At 71.6% G+C, this 21,108-nt stretch carries 22 protein-coding genes and 3 pseudogenes; 8 read left to right on the top strand and 17 right to left on the bottom strand.

Going from position 1 to position 21,108, the window contains the following annotated elements:
* Nucleotides 1-93: 93 nt before the first annotated feature.
* On the bottom strand, nt 94-762 hold the full coding sequence (gene dpgB, locus ACFVYN_RS11820) for an enoyl-CoA-hydratase DpgB (RefSeq protein WP_389996089.1): 669 nt from the start codon (nt 760-762) through the stop codon (nt 94-96).
* A gap of 10 nt (nt 763-772) precedes the next feature.
* Nucleotides 773-1,120, bottom strand: a pseudogene (locus ACFVYN_RS11815) (3-oxoacyl-[acyl-carrier-protein] synthase III C-terminal domain-containing protein); the annotation flags it as partial.
* Nucleotides 1,121-1,230: 110 nt separating this feature from the next.
* Here ACFVYN_RS11815 and ACFVYN_RS11810 point away from each other — a divergent pair.
* The 4 genes from ACFVYN_RS11810 (at nt 1,231) to ACFVYN_RS11795 (ending at nt 5,095) form a co-directional block, all read left to right on the top strand.
* On the top strand, nt 1,231-2,136 hold the full coding sequence (locus ACFVYN_RS11810; RefSeq protein ID WP_389996086.1) for an NADP-dependent oxidoreductase: 906 nt from the start codon (nt 1,231-1,233) through the stop codon (nt 2,134-2,136).
* Nucleotides 2,137-2,186: 50 nt separating this feature from the next.
* A complete protein-coding gene (locus ACFVYN_RS11805; protein ID WP_389996083.1) occupies nt 2,187-3,248 on the top strand; it encodes an alkene reductase in 1,062 nt (353 codons plus the stop codon).
* An 11-nt stretch (nt 3,249-3,259) separates the two neighbouring features.
* Nucleotides 3,260-3,739 (top strand): MarR family winged helix-turn-helix transcriptional regulator, encoded by a 480-nt coding sequence (locus ACFVYN_RS11800; RefSeq protein ID WP_389996080.1) that lies wholly within the window; start codon nt 3,260-3,262, stop codon nt 3,737-3,739.
* Between the two features lie 447 nt (nt 3,740-4,186).
* Nucleotides 4,187-5,095: an SDR family oxidoreductase gene (locus ACFVYN_RS11795; protein ID WP_389996078.1), complete on the top strand. Its 909-nt coding sequence runs from the start codon at nt 4,187-4,189 to the stop codon at nt 5,093-5,095.
* Nucleotides 5,096-5,274: 179 nt separating this feature from the next.
* Here ACFVYN_RS11795 and ACFVYN_RS11790 read toward each other — a convergent pair whose 3' ends face one another.
* Complete coding sequence (locus ACFVYN_RS11790) at nt 5,275-5,430, bottom strand: hypothetical protein (protein ID WP_389996075.1); 156 nt, start codon at nt 5,428-5,430, stop codon at nt 5,275-5,277.
* A gap of 179 nt (nt 5,431-5,609) precedes the next feature.
* On the bottom strand, nt 5,610-6,095 hold the full coding sequence (locus ACFVYN_RS11785; protein WP_389996072.1) for a MarR family winged helix-turn-helix transcriptional regulator: 486 nt from the start codon (nt 6,093-6,095) through the stop codon (nt 5,610-5,612).
* Between the two features lie 145 nt (nt 6,096-6,240).
* Between ACFVYN_RS11785 and ACFVYN_RS11780 the strand changes: the two genes are divergently transcribed.
* Both ACFVYN_RS11780 and ACFVYN_RS11775 read left to right on the top strand, forming a co-directional pair.
* Entirely contained in the window at nt 6,241-6,849 is a 609-nt protein-coding gene (locus tag ACFVYN_RS11780; protein WP_389996069.1) for an NAD(P)-dependent oxidoreductase, read from the top strand.
* Nucleotides 6,850-6,897: 48 nt separating this feature from the next.
* Complete coding sequence (locus ACFVYN_RS11775) at nt 6,898-7,338, top strand: DUF6069 family protein (RefSeq protein WP_389996066.1); 441 nt, start codon at nt 6,898-6,900, stop codon at nt 7,336-7,338.
* Between the two features lie 73 nt (nt 7,339-7,411).
* Here ACFVYN_RS11775 and ACFVYN_RS11770 read toward each other — a convergent pair.
* The 9 genes and pseudogenes from ACFVYN_RS11770 to ACFVYN_RS11730 all read right to left on the bottom strand — a co-directional run.
* Nucleotides 7,412-7,555 (bottom strand): annotated as a pseudogene (locus tag ACFVYN_RS11770) (DNA-binding response regulator); the annotation flags it as partial.
* Nucleotides 7,554-7,769 (bottom strand): annotated as a pseudogene (locus ACFVYN_RS11765) (hypothetical protein); the annotation flags it as partial. The pseudogenes ACFVYN_RS11765 and ACFVYN_RS11770, both read right to left, overlap by 2 nt.
* 7 nt (nt 7,770-7,776) lie before the next feature.
* On the bottom strand, nt 7,777-8,565 hold the full coding sequence (locus ACFVYN_RS11760) for an SGNH/GDSL hydrolase family protein (protein WP_389996063.1): 789 nt from the start codon (nt 8,563-8,565) through the stop codon (nt 7,777-7,779).
* A 54-nt stretch (nt 8,566-8,619) separates the two neighbouring features.
* Nucleotides 8,620-9,633 (bottom strand): hemolysin family protein, encoded by a 1,014-nt coding sequence (locus ACFVYN_RS11755; protein WP_389996061.1) that lies wholly within the window; start codon nt 9,631-9,633, stop codon nt 8,620-8,622.
* A gap of 148 nt (nt 9,634-9,781) precedes the next feature.
* Nucleotides 9,782-11,107 (bottom strand): hemolysin family protein, encoded by a 1,326-nt coding sequence (locus ACFVYN_RS11750; RefSeq protein WP_389996058.1) that lies wholly within the window; start codon nt 11,105-11,107, stop codon nt 9,782-9,784.
* A gap of 49 nt (nt 11,108-11,156) precedes the next feature.
* On the bottom strand, nt 11,157-11,582 hold the full coding sequence (locus tag ACFVYN_RS11745; protein WP_389996056.1) for a GNAT family N-acetyltransferase: 426 nt from the start codon (nt 11,580-11,582) through the stop codon (nt 11,157-11,159).
* Between the two features lie 57 nt (nt 11,583-11,639).
* On the bottom strand, nt 11,640-12,563 hold the full coding sequence (locus tag ACFVYN_RS11740; RefSeq protein WP_389996053.1) for an LLM class F420-dependent oxidoreductase: 924 nt from the start codon (nt 12,561-12,563) through the stop codon (nt 11,640-11,642).
* Between the two features lie 49 nt (nt 12,564-12,612).
* Nucleotides 12,613-15,180 (bottom strand): ABC transporter permease, encoded by a 2,568-nt coding sequence (locus tag ACFVYN_RS11735; RefSeq protein ID WP_389996052.1) that lies wholly within the window; start codon nt 15,178-15,180, stop codon nt 12,613-12,615.
* A gap of 4 nt (nt 15,181-15,184) precedes the next feature.
* Complete coding sequence (locus ACFVYN_RS11730; RefSeq protein ID WP_389996049.1) at nt 15,185-16,045, bottom strand: ABC transporter ATP-binding protein; 861 nt, start codon at nt 16,043-16,045, stop codon at nt 15,185-15,187.
* 208 nt (nt 16,046-16,253) lie between these two features.
* Between ACFVYN_RS11730 and ACFVYN_RS11725 the strand changes: the two genes are divergently transcribed.
* A complete protein-coding gene (locus tag ACFVYN_RS11725; protein WP_007380443.1) occupies nt 16,254-16,478 on the top strand; it encodes a hypothetical protein in 225 nt (74 codons plus the stop codon).
* Nucleotides 16,475-16,849, top strand: a complete 375-nt coding sequence (locus ACFVYN_RS11720; protein ID WP_389996046.1) for a fic family toxin-antitoxin system, toxin component — start codon at nt 16,475-16,477, stop codon at nt 16,847-16,849. The genes ACFVYN_RS11725 and ACFVYN_RS11720 overlap by 4 nt, the downstream gene beginning before the upstream one ends.
* Here the strand turns inward: ACFVYN_RS11720 and ACFVYN_RS11715 are convergent, their stop codons facing one another.
* From ACFVYN_RS11715 to bioB, 4 genes are all read right to left on the bottom strand, one after another.
* Nucleotides 16,850-17,539 (bottom strand): class I SAM-dependent methyltransferase, encoded by a 690-nt coding sequence (locus ACFVYN_RS11715; RefSeq protein ID WP_389996043.1) that lies wholly within the window; start codon nt 17,537-17,539, stop codon nt 16,850-16,852.
* 295 nt (nt 17,540-17,834) lie between these two features.
* The gene (gene bioD, locus ACFVYN_RS11710) at nt 17,835-18,551 is read right to left on the bottom strand and encodes a dethiobiotin synthase (protein ID WP_389996040.1); all 717 of its coding nucleotides are present in this window, start codon (nt 18,549-18,551) and stop codon (nt 17,835-17,837) included.
* A gap of 1 nt (nt 18,552) precedes the next feature.
* Complete coding sequence (locus ACFVYN_RS11705; protein ID WP_389996037.1) at nt 18,553-19,839, bottom strand: adenosylmethionine--8-amino-7-oxononanoate transaminase; 1,287 nt, start codon at nt 19,837-19,839, stop codon at nt 18,553-18,555.
* Nucleotides 19,832-21,007, bottom strand: a complete 1,176-nt coding sequence (bioB, locus tag ACFVYN_RS11700) for a biotin synthase BioB (protein ID WP_389996034.1) — start codon at nt 21,005-21,007, stop codon at nt 19,832-19,834. The genes ACFVYN_RS11705 and bioB overlap by 8 nt, the downstream gene beginning before the upstream one ends.
* Between the last annotated feature and the right edge of the window lie 101 nt (nt 21,008-21,108).

Genomic DNA, 21,108 nt, shown 5'->3' with positions numbered 1-21,108 from the left:
GTTCGGGGCCGTTGACGCCGGTCGCCGGCGCCGCCTCGACGCACGCAAACCCGGCCCGCAGTCGGCGCGGGCCGGGCTCGTTGTGCGTGTGGATCACGCGGCCGCCTCCGCCGCCGTTCGTCGCAGGGCTCGGTCGCAGGCTGCCAGGTGGGCGCCGAGCGCCTCTTCGAAGGGGACGGCGTGGGCATCCAGGACGAGTTGGCGGCGGATGGCCATTTCCGGGCCGTTGACGCCGGCCGCCAGGCCTGCAGCCGCTGCGGCCGCGCCCGTGACATCGTCCGCGACCTCGTCGATCAGATGCAGGGTCAGGGCCTCGGAGGCGTCGATCGGAGTGCCGAACAGGGTCGCGCGGCGGATCGACGCGATGCCGGGGGCCTGTTGGGCGAGGCGGTGGAGGGCCATGCCGGGCCACGTCGTGCCGTCCAGGGCCGGGAGCCGGAGGTGGAGGGAGCGGGTCGCCACGCGGAGGTCGGTGGCGAGGAGTGCGTCCAGAGCGGCGCCGCCGCAGGCGCCGTCGGCGATGGAGACCGTGACCGCCGGCAGCCGTTCGAGCCGGCGCAGAGCGCGCTCCCACTTGCTGACGAGCCCGACCGTCAGGCCGTCCGTCCAACCGGGGCCGGCGGGGCTGCCGGTCAGTTCGAGGACGACCGGGCCCCGTGCCCGGCCGTCCTCCGCGGCGTCGCACACGGCGCCCACCGCCGCGACGGTCTCCGCACTCAGCGGCCGGCTGCCGTCGATACGCAGTCTCAGCTGGTCGTTCACCGGATTCTCCTCACCACTGGACGAGTGCTGTCTCGATCGTGGAGCCGGGTCCCATGGTCATCAGGACCCCGAACTCGCCCGCCCGTACGACGCGTTCACGCATCAGCCGCTCGAACGAGAACAGGAAGGAGCCGCTCGACAGGTTGCCGTAGTCGCGCAGCACGCCGCTGGTGTGGCGCAGATCGTGCCGGGTGAGCCCGAGATTGACCCGCACGGCGTCGATGACCTTCTTGCCGCCCGAATGCACCAGCCAGTGGCCGATGTTGGAGCGACGCAACCCTTCGGCGGACAGCAGCCGGTCCACCACCTGCTCGGCGTTCGCGCCGACCACGTACGGGATGTCCGGGTCCAGGTAGAAGCGGCCACTTCCACCCCGCAATGACAAATACTTGGCTAGCCACGCGATTGCTGGTACGTTAATCCGTGTGGCCAGCCACCTAAATGGGTGGCGGCACGAGAGGAGTCGTCATGAGAGCCATCCAGTTCGACCGTTTCGGAGGCACGGACGTGCTGCACGAGGCGGACATCGAGGTCCCGCAGCCCGGCCCCGGGCAGATCCGCGTCCGCGTCAGGGCGGCCGGGCTGAACGCGCTGGACGGCAAGATCCGCTCCGGTGCGATGGAGGCCGCGTTCCCCACCCCGCTCCCCGCCGTCCCCGGTGTCGAGCTCGCCGGCGTGGTGGACGCCCTGGGCGAGGGCGTGCGGGACGTGCAGGTCGGTGACGAGGTCCTGGGCTGGTCGGACACCGGCTCGTACGCCGAGTACGCGCTGGCCACCACCGTCGCCCCCAAGCCCGCCGGCCTCGACTGGCAGCACGCGGTCGCGCTGCCGGTGGCGGGCGAGACGGCCGAGCGGGTCCTGAACCTGCTCGGCGTCACAGCCGGGGAGACCGTACTGCTGCACGGCGCGGCCGGAGCGGTCGGCACTCTGGCGGTCCAGCTCGCCACGGCCCGCGGAGCGCGGGTCATCGCCACCGCCGGCCCGGGCAACCAGGAGTACCTCACCGCGCTCGGCGCCACCGCGACCCTCTACGGCGAGGGCCTGGTCGAACGGGTCCGGGAGCTCGCCCCCGACGGCGTGGACGCGGTGTTCGACCTGGCCGGCAAGGGAGCCCTGGAGGACTCCATCGCCCTGCGCGGCGGCACCGAGCGCATCGTCACCATCGCCGACTTCCGCGCGCACCAGCTCGGCGTCACCTTCTCCAGCGGTGGCCAGGAACGCTCGGCCGCCCGCCTGGCCGCCCTGGCGCAGGACGCCGCCACCGGCAAGCTCGTCACCACCGTCACCGCCTACCCGCTCGCCGAGGCCGCCACCGCCCAGCAGGTCAGCGACGCCGGACACGTCCGCGGCAAGCTCGCCCTCACCCTCGACTGATCACACCCGCCCTTCCCCCTGTTCCGATCCACCGCACCGAAGGACTACCCATGCTGAACGCCCTGTGGACACCGACCACCGTCGGTGGCATCCCCCTCCCGCACCGCCTGGTCATGGCCCCGATGACCCGCAGCCGGGCCACACCGGAAGGCGTTCCGACCGAGCTGAACGCCGAGTACTACGCGCAGCGCGCCTCGCACGCGCTGATCGTCACCGAGGGGACCCAGCCCTCCGCCGACGGTCAGGGTTACCTCTTCACCCCCGGTATCCACGATGACGAGCAGATCGCCGGCTGGCGCAAGGTCACCGACGCCGTACACGCGGCCGACGGCCGGATCGTCATTCAGCTGATGCACACGGGACGTATCGCGCACCCCGACAACACCCCGCACGGGCGTCAGCCGGTCGCCCCTTCGGCGGTCCAGCCGCAGGGCGTGATGTTCACCGCGTCCGGGCCCCAGGAGATGCCGACGCCCCGTGCCCTGTCGACGCAGGAGGTCGAGTCGACCGTCGACGACTTCCGCCGCGCCGCAGCGGCCGCCGTCGCGGCGGGTGCCGACGGTGTGGAGATCCACGGCGCCAACGGCTACCTGGTGCACCAGTTCCTGGCCGACAACACCAACCAGCGCACCGATGGCTACGGCGGCTCCATCGACAACCGCATCCGCTTCGCCGTAGAGGTCGCGGCCGCCGTGGCCGAGGAGATCGGCGCCGACCGCACCGGCCTGCGCATCTCCCCGGGCAACCCCTTCAACGACATCGCCGAGTCCGACACCGCCGAGCTGTATCCGGCGCTCCTGCGCGCCCTCTCCCCGCTCGGCCTCGGCTACCTCCACGTGACGCACGCCGGCGACGAGGAACTGCTGGCCACCCTGCGCGCGCTGTGGCCGACCACGCTGATCCTCAACCGGGCCGGCACCGATCTGCCCACCCGCGCCAAGGACATCGACCACGGCACGGCCGACCTCGTCTCCGTCGGCGCCCTCGCGCTCGCCAACCCGGACCTGGTCGAGCGGCTACGCTCTGACGCGCCGCTGAACACCCCCGACCCGGCGACCTTCTACGGCGGCGGAGCGGCCGGCTACACCGACTACCCCACCCACACCGTCTGAGGAACCGCATCATGCCCCGCTCCACCCACCGCACCCCCTCTACGGCGAGCGAGGGGCCGATGAGTTACGCGATCTTCCAGCTCGCCCGCGCCCACCGTGCCCGCGCCGGCGCCATGCTCCGCGAGATGGACCTGCACCCCGGACAGGAACTGCTGCTGATGCAACTCCTCGACCGGGACGGCCAGACCCAGTCCGAGCTGCTCGAAAGCGTCGGCCTGGACCACTCCACCGTCTCCAAGTCCCTGCGCCGCATGCAGGACGCCGGCCTGCTCGTCCGCGAGCCTGCCGCACACGACCGGCGCGTCATGGTCGTCCACCTCACCGACAAAGGCCGCGCTATGCGCGAACCCATCACAGCCATGTGGCAGGCCCTGGAGGAGACCTCCGCACGGGACCTCTCGGCGCAGCAGGCAGAGGCCTTTGTCCGCACCGCCTACGCCATAGCCGACGCGATCAACAGCGGCGTTCTTCCCCGGGAAGAGTCTGAGTAACTCCCGCGGCCTGTGCACCCGGTTCCGCCTGGAGTGCACATCGCTTCGGCGTCCTCGCGACAGCGCTGCAGCGCACCCAACTGCACGAAGGCACGTGCTGAACGGAGCCCGGGCTCCGCGGCTGTCGGACAAGGCCCGGTGAGCCGCGCCGGCGGATGTGGCGCGACCCCCGCTCACCCCGGTACGTCAGGGAGTACGGGCTGAGCGGGGCCTCAGACGGGGATGTCGAGCCCTTCACCGTCGCCAGCCAGGCTGCACATCGAGGACGGCCGCATCACCCGCGTCCCGTTCACAGCCGACCCCCACAAGCTCCTGCGGACCGGCGGTGACCCGCGCCGCAGATCCGCCCATCACAGGCCCGCACCTTGAGCGACCCTGGCCGACGGCGCCCACGTCCGCGCCACCTTGAATCCCCCCACTCCTGCCCTGATGGAAAGTGAGACCCCCATGACCACCACCCTCCCCGTCCTCGTCGTCGGCGCGACCGGCTCCCTCGGCGGCAAGGTCGTCGACGAACTACTCACGCGCGGCAAGAACGTCCGCGCCCTGGTCCGGCCGACCACCGACGCGAGCAGACTCGAAAAGCGGGGTGTCGAGATCGCCCGCGGCGACATGCTCGACCTCGACTCGCTCGTCGCCGCCATGAACGGCGCCGACGCCGTCATCACCACCGCCGCCGGCTACACCCGCGGCGGCAAGAACGCACACGACATCGACACCGTCGGCAACGCCAACCTCGCCGAGGCCGCCCACCGCTCCGGCATCCGGCGGTTCGTCCTGACCAGCATCCTCACCAGCGACCAGACACCCCAGGTCCCGCACTTCTGGCACAAGAAGCTCGCCGAGGACAAGCTCGAACAGCTCGGCGTCCCCTTCGTCGCACTGCGCCCGGGGGCCTTCCTCGACCAAGTCGCCACCATGGCGGGCAACCCGCTCGACACGGGCCGCCTGATCTGGCCGGCCAAGGCCACCGTCCCGCTGACCTTCGTCCACACCTCCGACCTCGCGGCCTACCTGGCGGCCGCCGTCGACGCCGAGGCAGACAACGGTGAGCGCATCGACATCGGCTGGGACCGTGCGGCCAGCATGCGCGAAGTGGCCGACCTGATGGGCCGCCGGGCCGGAAAGAAGATCAAGGTGTGGGCCGTACCCTCCGTCGTCGTCCGCGCCGCAGGAGCCGTCGTCGGCCGCTTCAATCCGGTGGTCAAGGACATGGCCGCGATGTTCGGCTGGTTCGACACCGGCCGCTACGTCGCCGACCCCCGCCGCCAGCAGCAGCTGTTCGGCCCCGTCCCCACGGCCGAGGAGGCCCTCGCCCGGTACACCGACGAGCTGGGCACGGCCCAGCACCGGTGACGGGCCCTCATCCCGGTCCCGCTGCCCGGGCGGGGGCCAACCGAGTGGTGGAGGAACCGCTGTGACAGATCACCACACGTTCCTACCGCACCCGGAACGGCCCCCGGTTCGCTCAGTGGTGATGACGTGGGCCACCTCTTCGAGAGTGGCCACGTGGCCTGATCGGCGCGTCACGGCCCTCAGCCCAGGCAAGCCATGACGTTCTTGCGTTCGGAGATCACCGAGCCCTGAGCGGCGGCTTCCCGCCGATCGAGCTTCTCCAGCCGCGACGCCATCGCCGTCTCCAGGACCGCGTCCTGGGACAGGACGATCCGCCTTCCGACCACGAAGGGCAACGGCGCACGGCATCACCGGCTCACCGCTGAAGAGCCGCACCGGGCGAACGCTGAGGAGGACCCAGGACCGGCTGACCACCGAGCTGTGACCGGTGGAGCTGTCGCGCGACCGGGCTTGCGGCGGCGATCGTAGCCAGGTGCCGCAACGACCATGTCGAGCCGCTGGCGCCCGGACGGTCTCAGCCGCGGTCGCCGTCGCCGGCGATGGTGTGCAGGATGCGCTGGCCGATGTGGGCGAGCTGTTTGACCTGTGCCTTGGTCAACGGGTCGAACACCAGGCGGCGGACTTCCGCGACGTGGCCGGGAGCGACGTCGACGATCTTCTGATACCCCTCGTCGGTCAGGGCGGCCAGCGTGTAGCGGCCGTCGGCCGGATCGGGGCGGCGTTGGGCGTATCCCTTGCGTTCGAGCCGGGCCACGACCTGGGAGAGGCGAGAGAGCGAGCTTTCGGCGAACGCGGCGAGCGCGCTCATGCGCAGTTCCCGCTGCGGTGATTCCGACAGTGCCGCCATCACCCCGTACTCGAAGTGCGTCAGCCCTTCGTCGCGCAGGTGCGTGTCGAGCGCGTGTTCCAGGCGCCGCATGACGCCCATCAATCCGTGCCAGGCGTGGCGCTCCTCCTCGTCAAGCCAGCGGGGTGCCTCGTCAGCAGGGGTGTTCGTCATGCCCTCCAATGTACCGACGCTTCACGCTTCAAGTGACTCCCTCTCGTTTTCACTTGAAGCTTTAAGTCATTGCCGCTACTTTCGACTTAACGCTTTAAGTGACTGCCCGGGGTTCCGAGCAGCGCCGAACCTTGAGGAGTCCCCGATGGAGCTGCTTGTCCTCGGTGCCACCGGTGCCACCGGGCGCCTGGTCGTCGAGCAGGCGTCGGCCGCGGGCCACACCGTGCGTGCGCTCGTCCGCTCACCGCGGAAGCTGGATGCTCAGCCCGGCCTCGACGTTGTTTTCGGGCGGGCCACCGACGCCGGTGACGTCACGCAGGCCATGGCCGGCATCGACGCGGTGATCAGTACGCTCGGTGCCACCGGCGGAACCGTCATCACCGACGCCACGCGTGCCGTCATCTCCGGCGCCGCCACCACCGGCGTCACCCGGTTCCTGGAGCTGTCCTCCTCCGCCGTGCTGCGCGAGCGCCTGAGCGGACCCGCCGAGTTCACGTCCAGCACAGCCATGGGCGCCATGGTCAAGGACAAGGCGGCCGCCGAGGACGCGCTGCGCGCCAGCGACCTCGACTGCACCCTCGTCCATTCCGTCCGTCTCACCAACGGTCCCGCCACAGGCGCCGCCAAGCCCCTGCCCGAGTCGGCCACCTTGCGCATGGGGAACACCGTCAGCCGCGCCGACGTCGCCACCTGGATGCTCACCGCGCTCTCCGACACCACCACCACTCGCCGCTCCGTCGTCATAGCCGGCTGACCCCACCCGCTTCCCTGACCCGTCCCCCACACGATCCGGAGAAACACCATGAGCCACCAGTTCGTCGCCCACCCGGCCCGCCGCAGCGGCCTCGTCGTCGCCGGCGGCCTGATAGGCACCGCTGCGGTCGCCGTCGCCATCAACGCCATTGTCGCCGCGACAGCCCACGCCGCCGGCGCCTCGGACGACTTCGAAGCCCTCCAACTGCCCGCCTACGCCGCCCTCACCGTCTTCGGCGTCCTGATCGCCGCTGCCGCCTGGGCGATCATCCGCGCGCGCTCGGCACGCCCGGCCCGGCTGCTGCGCACCCTCGTGCCCGTCGTCCTGATCGTCAGCCTGATCCCGGACGTCATGGTCGGCATCTCCGACAGTCGGCCCGGCACCAGTTGGGGCGCCGTCATCGCCCTGATGGTCATGCACGTCGCTGTTGCCGCCGTCGCCGTCCCGACTTTCCAGCGGCTTCTCCCTCTCCCCACCACCCAGGACTGACCACGCCACCGCCGCGACGGCCCTGTTCTCGTACAGCTACGGCCAACGGACATGTAGCGCAGCGTGATGCTCTCACGGCCTGAATGCGGTCACGTGCCCCGATCTCGGTGAGTGCGTTGGTCCAGCCCTGGCCGATGGCGACCAGTACCTCGCGTTCGCGCTCGCTGAGAGTCTGCAGCCGGGGCTGCCCGGCCGCGGGGGTACCGGTCGGTGCGATACGCCCGGTACTTCGCCATCACCTCGGCTCGCGTGCCGTCCCGGCGGTGCGTGGGGGTGTCGTAGACGAAGGGGTTGTACAGCGGGTACTTGGGCAGGTCCCAGCCGCCCATGGTCCAGCGGCGGCCGACGTGGACGAGGTCGGCGGGCGCGTGTTCGAGGCGCGGGCCGTACTCGTGGATACGGCCCCTGACGTTGACCACGCGCGTGTGCACGACGTCCTCAGTGCTCGTGCGGCAGGTGCTCGTACGGCAGCAGGTCGGGCCGCTTCGGCGGCAGGCCGTCGCCGGAGGAGCGGCCCGTCAGGCGCCGTCCGATCCACGGCAGCAGGTGCTGCCGGGCGAAGCGCGCGTCCGCGATGCGCCGGGCGACCCACCTCGGGGGGACCGTCGCCGGGATCGGCGTACGCCACTCCGTGTCCTCGGGGTCGTAGCCGAGGGTCTGCCACACGGCCTCGGCGACGCGGCGGTGACCCTCGGCCGACAGGTGCAGCCGGTCGACGTCCCACAGGCGCGGGTCGGAGAGGGAGGGGGCGCCGTACAGGTCGACAACCACCGCGCCGTGCCGTGCGCCGAGCTCGTCGACGACCGTGAACAGTTCCTCCATGCGCGGCCGGAAGCGCTCCAGGACCGGGCCCTGGCGGCCGGGGCTGCGCATCAGGACGAGCTGCTTGCAGGACGGGGCGAGCCGTTCCACGGCCTCCGTCAGCAGGTCGCGCACCCGGACCATGTCGCACTTGGGTCGCAGGGTGTCGTTGAGGCCGCCGACCAGCGTGATCACGTCCGCCTGCATCGCCGCCGCCACGTCGACCTGTTCGTCGACGATCTGCTGGATCAGCTTGCCGCGCACGGCGAGGTTGGCGTACCGGAAGCCGGGCGTCACGGCGGCCATCCGGCCGGCCAGGAGGTCGGCCCAGCCCCGGTAGGAGCCGTCCGGAAGCAGGTCCGACATGCCCTCGGTGAAGGAGTCGCCGACCGCGACCAGGCTGGAGTAAGTGGGATTCGTCTGCATGGCGGAAGAAATGGTAACGCGGTCACATACCCGCCGGTCGGTAGGTCCGGGTTGTCACGACTGCCGCCCGAACAGCTCCCGCAGCACGTCCTCCATCGTCACCAGTCCGGCCAGCCGTCCGTCCGCGCCGAGCACCGCGGCCAGATGCGTCCGGCTGCGCCGCATCGCCGTCAGCACGTCGTCCATCGGTGTGCCCTCCCGGATCCGTGCGATCGGCCGCATGTCCCGGACCGGGAACGGCAGGTCCCGCGGTGAGGCGTCCAGCGCGTCCTTGACGTGGAGATAGCCGACGATCCGGCGTCCCTCGTCGACCACCGGGAACCGCGAGAACCCGGACTCGTTCGAGAGTGCCTCCAGCTGCTCCGGGGTGACGCCCACGCGCGCGTAGATCACGCCTTCCAGGGGCAGCACCACGTCCCGTACGGGCCGCCGGCCGAGCTCCAGCGCGTCGTGCAGCCGCTCCCGTGCGCGCTCGTCGATCAGTCCCGCCTCGCCGGAGTCCCGCACGATCCGTGCCAGCTCGGCGTCCGAGAAGGTGGCCGTGACCTCGTCCTTGGTCTCCACGCGCAACAGCTTCAGCAGGGCGTTGGCGAAGGCGTTGACCGCGAAGATCACCGGGCGCAGCCCTCGCGCCAGGGCCACCAGCGGCGGCCCGAGCAGCAGCGCGCTGCGCACCGGCTCCGCGAGCGCGATGTTCTTCGGGACCATTTCGCCGAGCAGCATGTGCAGATAGGTCGCCAGGGTCAGCGCGATGACGAAGGACACCGCGTGCCCCGCGCTCTCCGGCACGCCCACCGCGTGGAACACCGGCTCCAGCAGATGCGCGATCGCGGGCTCCGCGACCACACCCAGCACCAGCGTGCACAACGTGATCCCGAGCTGCGCGGCCGCCATCAGCGCGGACACGTGCTCCAGCCCCCACAGCACGCCCTTCGCGCGCCGGTCTCCCTGATCGGCGTAGGGCTCGATCTGACTGCGCCGAACGGAGATCAGCGCGAACTCGGCCCCCACGAAGAAGGCGTTCACGACGAGAGTCGCCAGACCGATCAGCAACTGGACGGCGGTCATCCCTCGGCCCTCCGCTCGGGCGGCACCGGGGCGGGAGTGGCGCGGGTCGCCTCCGGTGGTGGCTGGACGGTGGTCGGGCCGCGGGTCCCCTCGAGCGGACGGGGGGCCGTCATCGCGCGGGCCCCCTCCTCCGATGACTGGACGACGGTCATGACTCGGCCCCCTCGCCGGACACGGGCGCGTGCAGCAGTACGCGCGCCGCACGGCGGCCCTGCGCGTCCACCACGTCGAGTTGCCAGCCGGTGACCTCCACCGAGTCGCCGACGGCCGGGATCCGGCCGAGTTCCGTCGCCAGCAGGCCGGCCAGCGTCTCGTACGGTCCCTCGGGGGCCCGCAGTCCCACGCGCGCGAGCTGGTCCACCCGCAGCGAACCGTCGGCCCGGAAGAGCTCCCTGCCCTCCTCGTCGGTGCCCGCGGGGTCCAGGTCGGGCGTCTCGTGCGGGTCGTGCTCGTCGCGCACCTCGCCGACGACCTCCTCGACGATGTCCTCCAGCGTGGCCACGCCCGCCGTACCGCCGTATTCGTCGATGACGACCGCCATCGTGCGCTTGCCGGAGAGCCGGTCCAGGAGCCGGTCCACGGTGAGCGATTCGGGCACCAGCAGCGGCTCGCGCAGCAGCTCGACGACCGAGGCGCGGGGACGGCGTTCGGCCGGTACCGCGAGGATGTCCTTGATGTGCGCGATGCCCACGACCGAGTCGAGGCTGCCGCGGTAGACGGGGAAGCGGGAAAGACCGGTGGCGCGTGTCGCGTTCGCCACGTCCTCGCAGGTCGCCTGGACGTCCAGGGCGATCACCTGCACCCGCGGGGTCATCACGTTCTCCGCGGTGAGGTCGGCGAGGTTGAGCGTCCGTACGAACAGCTCGGCGGTGTCCGCCTCCAGCGCGCCCGCCCGGGCGGAGTGCCGGGCCAGCGCGGCCAGCTCCTGCGGACCGCGCGCGGAGGCCAGCTCCTCGGCGGGCTCCAGGCCGAAGCGGCGCACCACCCGGTTGGCCGTGTTGTTGAGATGGGTGATGAAGGGACGGAAGGCCGCGCTGAACCAGCTCTGCGCGGTGCCCACCCGCTTGGCCATGGCCAACGGAGAGGAGATCGCCCAGTTCTTGGGCACCAGCTCACCGACCACCATCAGGAAGACGGTCGACAGCGCGGTGCCCAGTACCAGCGCCACCGACCGGGACGTGGACCGCGAGATCCCGAGCGACTCCAGGGGTCCCGCGATCAACGCGGCGATCGACGGTTCCGCGAGCATGCCGACGACCAGGTTGGTGACGGTGATCCCGAGCTGCGCCCCGGAGAGCTGGAACGTCAGATTCCGTACGGCCTTCAGGGCGCCGGACGCGCCCCGCTCGCCCCGCTCCGCCGCCCGCTCCAGCTGTCCGCGGTCCACCGTGGTCAGCGAGAACTCCGCCGCCACGAACGCACCGCAGGCCAGCGAGAGCAGGATCGCCAGCAGCAGGAGGAGCACTTCGGTCATCGGGTCACCTCCGTCCCATGATCGGACAGGGTCCCCAGGATCGCCCGTCCTACCCGGCGAGGGGCTTCACCCAGCGCCGCCACTTCTCCTCGGGCGCATACCCCGCCGCACGCCATGCGTGCTGGGCCGTCTCGTTGCGCACCAGCACCATCGCGTCCCCGCGCCGCCCGCCGAGCCGTACAAACCGCTCCTCCGCGGCCGTGAGCAGCGCCGACCCGATGCCGCGCCGCCGACGCTCGGGGTGCACCGCGAGCCGATACAGATGGCACCGCCAGCCGTCGAAGCCGGCGATCACCGTGCCGACGAGTTCGCCGTCGAGCTCGGCGAGGATCAGCGCCTCGGGGTCGCGCGTGACCAGCCGCTCCACGCCGCCCCGGTCGTCGCTGATGCTCGTCCCCTCGGCGGCCTGCTTCCAGAAGGCCAGCACGGTGTCGAGGTCGTCGGGCGTCGCGGCCCGTATCCGCAGGTCTGTCATACGGCGATCCCATCACGGCCGTTCCCACCGGTACGGGAAATTCCACGATCCGGACGGCTACCGGCCGCCGCGCAGCCGCGCCATCACCGGTGCGAACGCCTCCATGGACGCCTCCAGCACCGTCAGGTAGGTGAAGCCGTACCGCTCGCGCTGTGCCCGCACCTGCGCGACGATCTCCTCGACTGTGCCGATCAGCATGATGGGCAGCTCCAGCGCCTGCCGGAGGGTCAGGTCCGGCAGCCGGTGCAGGAACGGGGTGGCGACGGCCTCACGGTCGTCGGTGACGACCACCGTCTGGATGAGCAGGTTCAGTTCGGCCGGCTCCTTGCGTCCCTCGGCCAGTTGAAGATAGCGCGCGACGCGCTCGTCGAGCTGCTCGGCGGTGGTCGGTGTCAGCTTGCCGGTCGCGCTGCCCGGCACAAGGGTCGCCCCGGTGAAGGCCGCGATGTCGGCGTGCTCGGCGGCCAGCCTCAGCATCCGGTTGCCTATGCCGCCGATCAGGAGGGGTACCCGGGGCAGCTGCACCGGCTGCGGCACATGGTCCGGCGAGGACAGCAACCGCTCCAACTCCCCGACCGTGCGCCGCAGATGGTCCACCCGCTCGCCCGGCGAGCCGAAGGGCAGCCCCGCCCGGTCGTGCTCGGACTGCACATAGCCGGTGCCCAGGCCGAGTTCCAGGCGGCCGCCGGTCAGGGCGTCCACCGTGGCCACCTCACGCGCGAGCAGCGTCGGGTTCCAGAACCCCGCGTTGAGGACGAACGTGCCGAGCCGCGGCCGCTCGGTGACCGCCGCCGCCGCGACCAGCGCCGGGAACGGCGCGACCTTGCCGAGATGGTCGGGGACCAGGATCACGTCGTAGCCGAGTTCCTCGGCCCGTCGGCACTTGGAACGCCAGTCCTCGTCGGTGGCGGCGGCGGTCAGGTTGACGGCGAAGCGAAAGGAGCGGGCCTGCACAGGGCTGGGCTGCACGGAGCGGGGCATGGACTCTCCTCAGCTGTAAGCGACTTGAGTCGTCTGCCCCGCGATTGCATCACTCGTGCGCGATCGCCGCCAGTACGTTCATGCGCGATGCACGCAACGCCGGCAGCAGCGCCGCCACGACGCCCACCACCGCCGAGCCGACGACGACCGCGACGATCGTGCCCCAGGGGATCGCCAATGCGTTGAGGCCCTGCAGGGCCAGCACCTGCTGGGTGCACACCCCCCACACCAGCCCGAGCGCGAGCCCCAGGACCGCGCCGAACACGGCGATGACCACCGACTCCAGCCGGATCATCCGCCGCAGCTGCCGCCGGGCGAGCCCGATGGCGCGCAGCAGCCCGATCTCCCGGGTGCGCTCCACGACCGACAGGGCGAGGGTGTTGACCACGCCGAGCACGGCGATGACGATCGCGAGCCCGAGCAGCGCGTACACGAGATAGAGCAGGACGGCGATCTGGTCGTGGACCAGGTCCTTGTAGTCGGCGAGGTCGCGCACCTGGACCTGCGGATACGGGTCGAGCGTCTTCTCCAGGCTCGCGCGCAGCCGGTCGGCGCCGGTGCCGGACGCGGCGTTCACGTACAGCGCGGAGTCCTGGCCGCCCGGCGTGAACCGCTCCAGCGTGTCCAGGCCGAAGTAGATGCCGCCCTGCGTCCCGAACCCCTCGGCCGAGTCCTGGTCGGTGAGGGCGCCCACGGTCAGCTCGGTCCGGCGCCCGCCCTGGAACTCGACGGGGACCCTGCTGCCGACCCTCACGTCGTGCTCGCGCGCGAAGTCCAGGTCCATGGCCAGGTGCCCGGCGGCGAGCGCGGCCGCGGTGTCGCCCTGCGCGTAGGTGATGTGGGCGACCTCGTCGAGCCGTGGGTCGTACCCGGCGGCGGTGGTCTCGACGCGCTTGCCGTCGGGCAGCCGTACGGCGATGGGCGCGAACCTCGACCGTACGACGAGCCCGGCGCCGTCGGTCCTGCGCACCGCGTCCGTGACCTCCTGCGGGAACGGCAGGAAGTTGCCGTTCTGCACGACGAAGTCGGCGCCCAGCGTCTTGTCGATCTGGTCGTCGAAGGACTTGGACATGGAGGCGCTGGCCACGGACATCCCGCCGACCAGGGCCAGGCCGACCATCAGGGCGGCCGCGGTGGCGCCGGTGCGGCGGGGGTTGCGCAGGGCGTTGCGCTGGCTCATCCGCCCGACCGGGCCGAAGAGGGCCGGGAAGGCGCCGCCCAGCACCCGGATCACCGGCCGCACCAGGAGGGGTCCGGCGATGACGGTGGCGAGGAGCGTCAGCACGACACCGATTCCGAGGAGCGAGGCCGCGGAGGCGGTCTTGGACGCAAGGGCGCAGCCGACGAGCGCGGCCGTGCCGGCCGCGCCCACCAGGCCGCCGACGATCGCCCGGACCCTGAGCGGCCGTCCGATCCCGGCGATCTCGGCGTCCGAGAGGGCCGCCATGGGGGAGACGCCGGCCGCGCGCCGGGCCGGGAGATAGGCCGCGACGAAGGTGACGCCCACGCCGACGACGTACGCCGCCACGGGGGTGCCCCAGCCGATGACCATCTCGCTCGTCCGGATGTTCATGCCGAAGGCGTTCATCAGCGCGATGAGCCCGACGGCGAGTCCGATGCCCGTGCCGAGCCCGACCGTGGAGCCGACCAGGCCGAGCAGCGTGGCCTCGGTGAGCACCGAGCGGCGGACCTGGCGGCGGTCGGCGCCGAGCGCCCGCAACAGGCCCAGTTCACGGGTGCGTTGGGCGATCAGCATGGAGAAGGTGTTGACGATCAGGAAGATGCCGACCAGGACGGCGATCCCGGCGAATCCCAACATCACGTACTTGATGACGTCGAGGAATCCGCCCAGTTGGTCGACGTCCGACTTGGCCTGCTCATCGGCGGTCCGGTACTCGTACGTGCCCGTCCCGAGCGCGGCGGCCACGCGCTGCTTGAGCCGGTCGTTGCTCACGCCCTGAGCCGCGTCGATGGAGATGCTGGTGGCGGCCTTCGGGGAGCCGAGCAGCTTCGCCTGCGCGGTCGGCGGGTCGAGGAACAGCAGTGTGGCGCCGGGGTTGGTGGTGGTGAAGGTGACGATGCCGACGATCCGCACCTTGAAGGAGCCCGGCCCCGCGATCACGGTGAGCGGGTCGCCGATGCGCAGGTCCTTGCGGTCGGCGGTCTCCGAGTCGAGCAGCGCCTCGGCCGGGCCGTGCGGGGCATGGCCGGAGGTCAGCTTCACCGGGCTGCGCGAGGTCGGGTTCCAGTCGGTGCCGATGGTGGGGGCGCCGGTGGTCGAGCCCACCGACTCGTTGTCGGAGTCGACGACGGTGATTCCGTCCACCTCGGCGTCGAAGCGTGCGGCGCGGACCCCGTCGACCCGGGCGACCCGGTCGGCGAGCGCGGCCGGCAGGGTGGCCGTCGTGCCCGACGGGATGGCCTCCTTCAGGTCTTGCTTGGGGCTGATCGTGAGGTCGGGCGCGGTCGAGGCGAAGAGCCGGTCGAAGGTGCGGCTCAGGGTGTCGGAGAAGATCAGGCTGCCCGAGACGAACGCCACGGACAGGACCACGGCCAGCGCGGAGAGCAGCAGCCGCCCCTTGTGGGCGAGGAAACTGCGGAGCGTCGCCTTCAGCACGGGGTCATTCCTCGTCGGAGTCGGCGTGGGGGTCGGCGTGGGGGTCGGCGTCGGGACCGGCCTTGGGCTCGGGCTCGGCGTCGCGGTCGCCCTCGTACTGGCCGCGGATCACGTCGAACCGCTTCATGCGCTCCAGTACGGCCTCCGCGGTGGGCCGCTCCGTCCTGTCCACGATCCGTCCGTCCCCGAGGAAGAGCACCAGGTCGGAGTGGGCGGCGGCGCCCGGGTCGTGGGTGACCATGACGACGGTCTGCCCGAGCTGGTCGACGGCCTCGCGCAGGAACCCGAGGACCTCCAGGCCCGCACGTGAGTCGAGGTTGCCGGTCGGTTCGTCCGCGAAGATCAGCTCGGGCCGGGAGGCCAGCGCACGGGCACACGCGACCCGCTGCTGCTGACCGCCCGAGAGCTGCGAGGGCCGGTGCTTGAGGCGGTCCCGCAGACCCAGGGTGTCGATGACCTGGTCCAGCCACTTCTCGTCAGGCTTCTTGCCCGCGATGTCCATGGGCAGGGTGATGTTCTCGGCCGCGTTCAGCGTCGGGATCAGGTTGAACGACTGGAACATGAACCCGATCCGGTCCCGGCGCAACCGGGTCAGCTCACGCTCCTTGAGCCCTGTGATCTCGGTGTCGCCGAGCCACACCTGGCCGGCCGAGACGGTGTCGAGCCCCGCCAGGCAGTGCATCAACGTGGACTTCCCGGAGCCCGAGGGCCCCATGACCGCGGTGAAGCGGCCCCGCGCGATGTCGACGTCCACCGAGTCCAGGGCGAGCACGGCCGTCTCACCCGAGCCGTACGCCTTCGTCAGACCGCGGGCGCGGGCCGCGATCGTGTCGGCCGGGGCGTGCTCCGCAGCAGCTGTGGACAAGGCTCTCTCCTCGCTCGTGACGTCGCTCGCGGACCGGGCGGTCCCCATCCGGCCGAGAGTAATGTGACCCACCCCACACCGGATATCCCCCGTGGGGTCGAGACGCTCTCCATCGCAGGTCGGGCCTCCCGTATCGATGTAAGGGGCACCCTCCACCCGCCGCAAGCACCCCTTGCCGTTGCTAGCACTTCGGCGCTAGCTTCGAGGTATGGCGAAGACTCAGTTGAACGTGCGGGTGGACGAGGGCACCGCCCGCGCCGCCCGTGAACGTGCCCTCGCCCGCGGCGTGAGCGTCAACCGCTACATCGAGGAACTGGTCATGAAAGACACCGGCGAGGCGGGCCAGGCCTTCGTGGAGGCCGCGGCCGACTTCATGAAGCAGTACGAATCCGTGTTCGCGGAGGAGTTCGGCAAGGATCACGAGACTCGTTGAGCGATCTGCACATCGATCTCGCCTGGCTCCTGATGCTCGCGGAGCAGAAGACCCCGGGGGATCCCCAGGTCACCGACTGGGGCGCCCTGGTCGCCGCCGTGGCACGCCACCAGGCGGAGATCTTCGACATCCCCGTCTACGACAGCCCGCACCTGCGCGCCGCCGCGCTGCTGCAACTCCTCATCCACGTCCCGGCGTTGGAGCGGACCAACGCGCTGTTCGCGTGCGCGGTCGGGTACGCCTATCTCGTCGCGAGCGGACTGAGGGTCGTCACCTCGCCCGAACTCGTCCGGGACCTCGCCAAGGTGGCCAAGAAGGGCGACGCCTCGGTGCACGACATCGCGCGCGAGCTGCGCAGGTGGACCCTGTGATCAGGACACTTCCCGTGGCGGCCGCCAGGCGGTGCCCAGCACGCAGAAGGACGTAGGCGTCGCCGGCCCCTTCTCCGGCATCGACACCCGCCGGTAGGGGCCGAGTTCGAATCCGGCCTCGCGCAGGGCCGCGACCGGGTCGCGGGCCAGATGACAGCCGCCGTTCAGCGGGGGCCACACCGTGCGGTCCAGGGCGCGCTGGGTGAAGCGCATCGCCGGGCCGCCACCCCTGCCGTGCTCGAAGAACCGCACGGTCCCACCGGGCCGCAGCACCCGGCGCAGCTCGCCGAGTGCACGCGGCACATCGCGCACACTGCACAGCACCAGCGAGATCACCACGGCGTCGAAGGCCTCGCTCTTGACGGGCAGCGCCTCCGCGGCCCCGGGCACCACGTCGACCGGCACCTCCGCGCGCAGGGCGGCCTCCACCGCCAACTTCCGCAGTCGGCGCTCCGGTTCGATCGCCACCACCTCGGAGACCGCGCCGGGATAGTGCGAGAAGTTCAGGCCGTTGCCCGCCCCGATCTCGATCACCCGCCCGGACAGCCCGGCGAGCAGCCGCTCACGGACCCCGGCCATGCCCCATCTGCTCTCGGCGGTGACACTGACCCGGGCGTAGTACCGGGCGAACAACGGATGGTGGACGGGGTCCCGGGACACCTTGCCGGAACCGGCGGACCGCGGCGCCATGGCAGCCTCCCTCGCAGGACAGGACCGACCTCACCGCCATTGTCCCCCGCGGGACCCCGTCGCACCCCTGCCGACGCTCACTGGGCGGCGTCGCGCATCTGCTCGTGGACGCCGCCGACCCCCTTGCCGTACCCGGACGGCCGGACAACGTCGTCCCGCGCGGGGTCACACGCGCGTGGCGCCCGGATGATCAGCCTGTGCACCGGCAGCTGCGCGCCGGCCGACGCCCTGGGACCTTTCGGCCACTGCGGAGCACCCCGCTGAGCGGCCCAGGCCCGAGCCGGACTTCGCGCGCTCAGGGTGCCTCGCGTACCCCGAACGCCGCCGCGTCCCACGTCCCGTCCAGCCGCGGTGCCAGCCAACCCGGCGCCGCCGCACGGAAGTCGGCGGGCGCCAACCCTCCTGCGCCCGCCGGCAGCGCGCCGAGCAGCGGGGCCCCGGACACGTCAGGCAGATCCGCGAGGTTGCAGCGCGAGGCGAGATCGGGGGACTCCGGCCAGCTCCCGATCACCACGCCCGCCAACTCCACCCGGCGGTGCCGGAGTTCACGGGCCGTCAGTTCCGTGGTGTTGAGGGTGCCCAGACCCGCCGCCGCCACGACCAGGACCGGCGCCCGCAGCAGCTCCGCCGCGTCGGCGAGCGTCCCGCCCTCGTCGTCGAAGCGGACGAGCAGCCCGCCTGCCCCCTCCACCAGGACCAGGTCGTGGTCGACGGCCAGCTTGGCGGCGGCCTCGGCGACCTGATGCGGGCGCACCGGTTCGAGAGCGGCCCGCCGCGCGGCCGTCGCCGGGGCCAACGGCTCTGGAAAGCGGGCGAGTTCGGCCTTCGTCACGGCACCCGCGAGCCGGGCCACCTCCTCGGCGTCCCCGGGCTCGTCCGGCCGTACGCCCGTCTGCGCCGCCTTCAGGACGGCGACCGTCCGTCCGGCGGCGAGCGCGGCGGCGGCGACGGCGGCCGTGGTGACGGTCTTGCCGACCTCCGTGCCCGTGCCCGTGATCACCAGTACCGGCATGTCATCCCTCCAGAGCGGCGGCACACACCGCACGCGCGATCCGTGCCACGTCCTCGTCACCCGTGACGTAGGGCGGCATCGTGTAGACGAGGTCGCGGAACGGCCGCAGCCACACGCCCTCGCGTACGGCGGCCTCCGTCGCGGCCACCATGTCGACCTCGTGGTCCAGCTGCACGACCCCGATGGCGCCGAGAACCCGTACGTCCCGCACGCCCGGCAGCTCACGAGCCGGCGCCAGTCCCTCCCGCAGCCCCGCCTCGATCCGCTTGACCTCGGCGAGCCAGTCCTGTCCGAGCAGCAGCCCGATCGACGCGCAGGCCACCGACGCGGCCAGCGGGTTGCCCATGAAGGTGGGGCCGTGTGCGAGCACCGGGACCTCGCCGCGCGAGATGCCGTCGGCCACGCGAGACGTGCACAGGGTCGCCGCCATCGTCAGGTAACCGCCGGTCAGCGCCTTGCCCACGCACATCACATCGGGCGTGACCGCCGCGTGCTCCGCCGCGAACAGAGCGCCCGTACGGCCGAACCCGGTCGCGATCTCGTCGAACACCAGCAGCACGTCGTGCGCGTCGCACGCCTCGCGCAGCACCCGCAGATACGCGGGGGAGTGGAACCGCATCCCGCCCGCACCCTGCACCACCGGCTCCACGATCACCGCGGCCAGTTCGTCCGCGTGCCGCTCGATCGCCGCGCGCAGCTCGTCGGCGTACGACTCCTCGTACTCGGCCGGAGGCGCGTCCACGAACACCTGGCGGGGCAGCACCCCGGACCACAGCTCGTGCATCCCGCCCTCGGGGTCGCACACCGACATGGGCTGCCAGGTGTCACCGTGGTAGCCGCCGCGCCAGGTCAGCAGGCGCTGCTTGCCCGGACGGCCCAGCGAGCGCCAGTACTGCAGGCACATCTTCACCGCGACCTCGACCGACACCGACCCCGAGTCGGCGAGGAAGACATGCTCCAGGCCGTCGGGAGACATGTCGACAAGGAGCTTCGCGAGCCGGACGGCGGGCTCGTGGGTGAGCCCGCCGAACATCACATGGCTCATCCGCCCGAGCTGCTCGCGCGCCGCCTCGTTCAGCACCGGGTGGTTGTAGCCGTGGATCGCCGACCACCAGGAGGACATCCCGTCGACCAGCTCCGGGCCCTCGGCGAGCTTCAGCCGCACCCCGCTCGCCGACTCCACGACGAGCGGGTCCACCCGGCCGGGCATCGGACCGTACGGATGCCACACGTGCCGCCGGTCCAGCGCCAGCAGCTCCGGCACCGGCAGGGCGGGCAGATCAGGCATTGGGCGCGAGATCCGTTCCGGCGCCTCGGCGGCGTACGGCGACCAGATCCGTACGGGGCTCGCTGACCGTCGGCGCGGCCGGGGCGGCCGTACCGCAGACCCCGCCGTCCGCGTGCGACCCGCAGCCGGCGCTCTCGTGGGAACCGCACCCACCCCCGGACGTGACCCGGTGCTCCGGCAGTGTCACCTCGCCCGCGCCCTCCACCTCGAAGCCGGCGTCGGCGATCATCTCCAGGTCGGCCTTGCCGGCCTGGCCCTCGGTGGTGAGGTAGTCGCCCAGGAAGATCGAGTTGGCGAGGTTGAGGGCGAGGGGCTGCATGGTGCGCAGATGGACCTCGCGGCCGCCCGCGATACGGACCTCGACGTCCGGGCAGACGAAACGGACCATCGCCAGGATGCGCAGGCAGCGCTGCGGGGTGAGGTTCCACTCCTTGGCCAGCGGGGTGCCCTCGACCGGGATCAGGAAGTTGACCGGAACCGAGTCGGGGTCCAGCTCGCGCAGCGAGTAGACGACGTCGACCAGGTCCTCGTCGCTCTCGCCCATGCCGGCGATCAGGCCCGAGCAGGCGGACAGGCCGGCCGCGTGCGCCTTGTTCACGGTGTCGACCCGGTCGGCGTAGGTGTGCGTGGTCGTGATGTCGCCGTAGGTCGACTCGGAGGTGTTGAGGTTGTGGTTGTAGGCGTCCGCGCCCGCCTCGCGCAGCCGCTCGGCCTGGCCGTCGGAGAGCAGACCCAGACAGGCGCACACCTCGACGCCCTCGTTCTGGTCCTTGATCGCCTTGATGGTGCCCGCGACCCGGTCCACGTCACGGTCGGTCGGACCGCGCCCCGAGGCCACCAGGCAGACCCGCTTGGCGCCGCCCGCAAGGCCCGCCGCCGCGGCCTGGGATGCCTGCTCCGGCTTGAGCCAGGTGTACTTCAGGATACCGGCCTCGGAGCCGAGCCGCTGCGAGCAGTAGGAGCAGTCCTCGGGGCAGAGCCCGGACTTCAGGTTGACGAGATAGTTGAGTTTCACCCGGCGCCCGAACCAGTGCCGGCGCACCTTTCCGGCCGCGGCCACCACGTCGAGCAGGTCGTCGTCGGAGGTGGCCAGCACGGCCAGCGCCTCCTCGCGGGTCGGCAGCTCGCGCCGAAGCCCCTTGTCCACCAGCGTGTTCAGCAGGTCCATGAGAGCCGATCCTGTCCTACGGACCCGCCCCTGGCCAAGGTAGGGATCGGACAACACACCCGCTTCGACGTGTGGGTATTGCCACACCGTGGGTAGCGTTT

Source organism: Streptomyces sp. NPDC058307 (assembly GCF_042880295.1).
Classification (GTDB): Bacteria; Actinomycetota; Actinomycetes; order Streptomycetales; family Streptomycetaceae; genus Streptomyces.
This window is presented reverse-complemented; position numbering and strand designations above follow the sequence as displayed.

Coding starts and splice junctions, on each gene's coding strand:
- bioB (WP_389996034.1), bottom strand. CDS start 21,007: ATGGACCTGCTGAACACGCTGGTGGACAAGGGGCTTCGGCGCGAGCTG.
- ACFVYN_RS11810 (WP_389996086.1), top strand. CDS start 1,231: ATGAGAGCCATCCAGTTCGACCGTTTCGGAGGCACGGACGTGCTGCAC.
- ACFVYN_RS11725 (WP_007380443.1), top strand. CDS start 16,254: ATGGCGAAGACTCAGTTGAACGTGCGGGTGGACGAGGGCACCGCCCGC.
- ACFVYN_RS11780 (WP_389996069.1), top strand. CDS start 6,241: ATGGAGCTGCTTGTCCTCGGTGCCACCGGTGCCACCGGGCGCCTGGTC.
- ACFVYN_RS11760 (WP_389996063.1), bottom strand. CDS start 8,565: ATGCAGACGAATCCCACTTACTCCAGCCTGGTCGCGGTCGGCGACTCC.
- ACFVYN_RS11740 (WP_389996053.1), bottom strand. CDS start 12,563: ATGCCCCGCTCCGTGCAGCCCAGCCCTGTGCAGGCCCGCTCCTTTCGC.
- ACFVYN_RS11715 (WP_389996043.1), bottom strand. CDS start 17,539: ATGGCGCCGCGGTCCGCCGGTTCCGGCAAGGTGTCCCGGGACCCCGTC.
- ACFVYN_RS11795 (WP_389996078.1), top strand. CDS start 4,187: ATGACCACCACCCTCCCCGTCCTCGTCGTCGGCGCGACCGGCTCCCTC.
- ACFVYN_RS11750 (WP_389996058.1), bottom strand. CDS start 11,107: ATGACCGAAGTGCTCCTCCTGCTGCTGGCGATCCTGCTCTCGCTGGCC.
- ACFVYN_RS11775 (WP_389996066.1), top strand. CDS start 6,898: ATGAGCCACCAGTTCGTCGCCCACCCGGCCCGCCGCAGCGGCCTCGTC.
- bioD (WP_389996040.1), bottom strand. CDS start 18,551: ATGCCGGTACTGGTGATCACGGGCACGGGCACGGAGGTCGGCAAGACC.
- ACFVYN_RS11805 (WP_389996083.1), top strand. CDS start 2,187: ATGCTGAACGCCCTGTGGACACCGACCACCGTCGGTGGCATCCCCCTC.
- ACFVYN_RS11785 (WP_389996072.1), bottom strand. CDS start 6,095: ATGACGAACACCCCTGCTGACGAGGCACCCCGCTGGCTTGACGAGGAG.
- ACFVYN_RS11745 (WP_389996056.1), bottom strand. CDS start 11,582: ATGACAGACCTGCGGATACGGGCCGCGACGCCCGACGACCTCGACACC.
- ACFVYN_RS11755 (WP_389996061.1), bottom strand. CDS start 9,633: ATGACCGCCGTCCAGTTGCTGATCGGTCTGGCGACTCTCGTCGTGAAC.
- ACFVYN_RS11800 (WP_389996080.1), top strand. CDS start 3,260: ATGCCCCGCTCCACCCACCGCACCCCCTCTACGGCGAGCGAGGGGCCG.
- ACFVYN_RS11705 (WP_389996037.1), bottom strand. CDS start 19,839: ATGCCTGATCTGCCCGCCCTGCCGGTGCCGGAGCTGCTGGCGCTGGAC.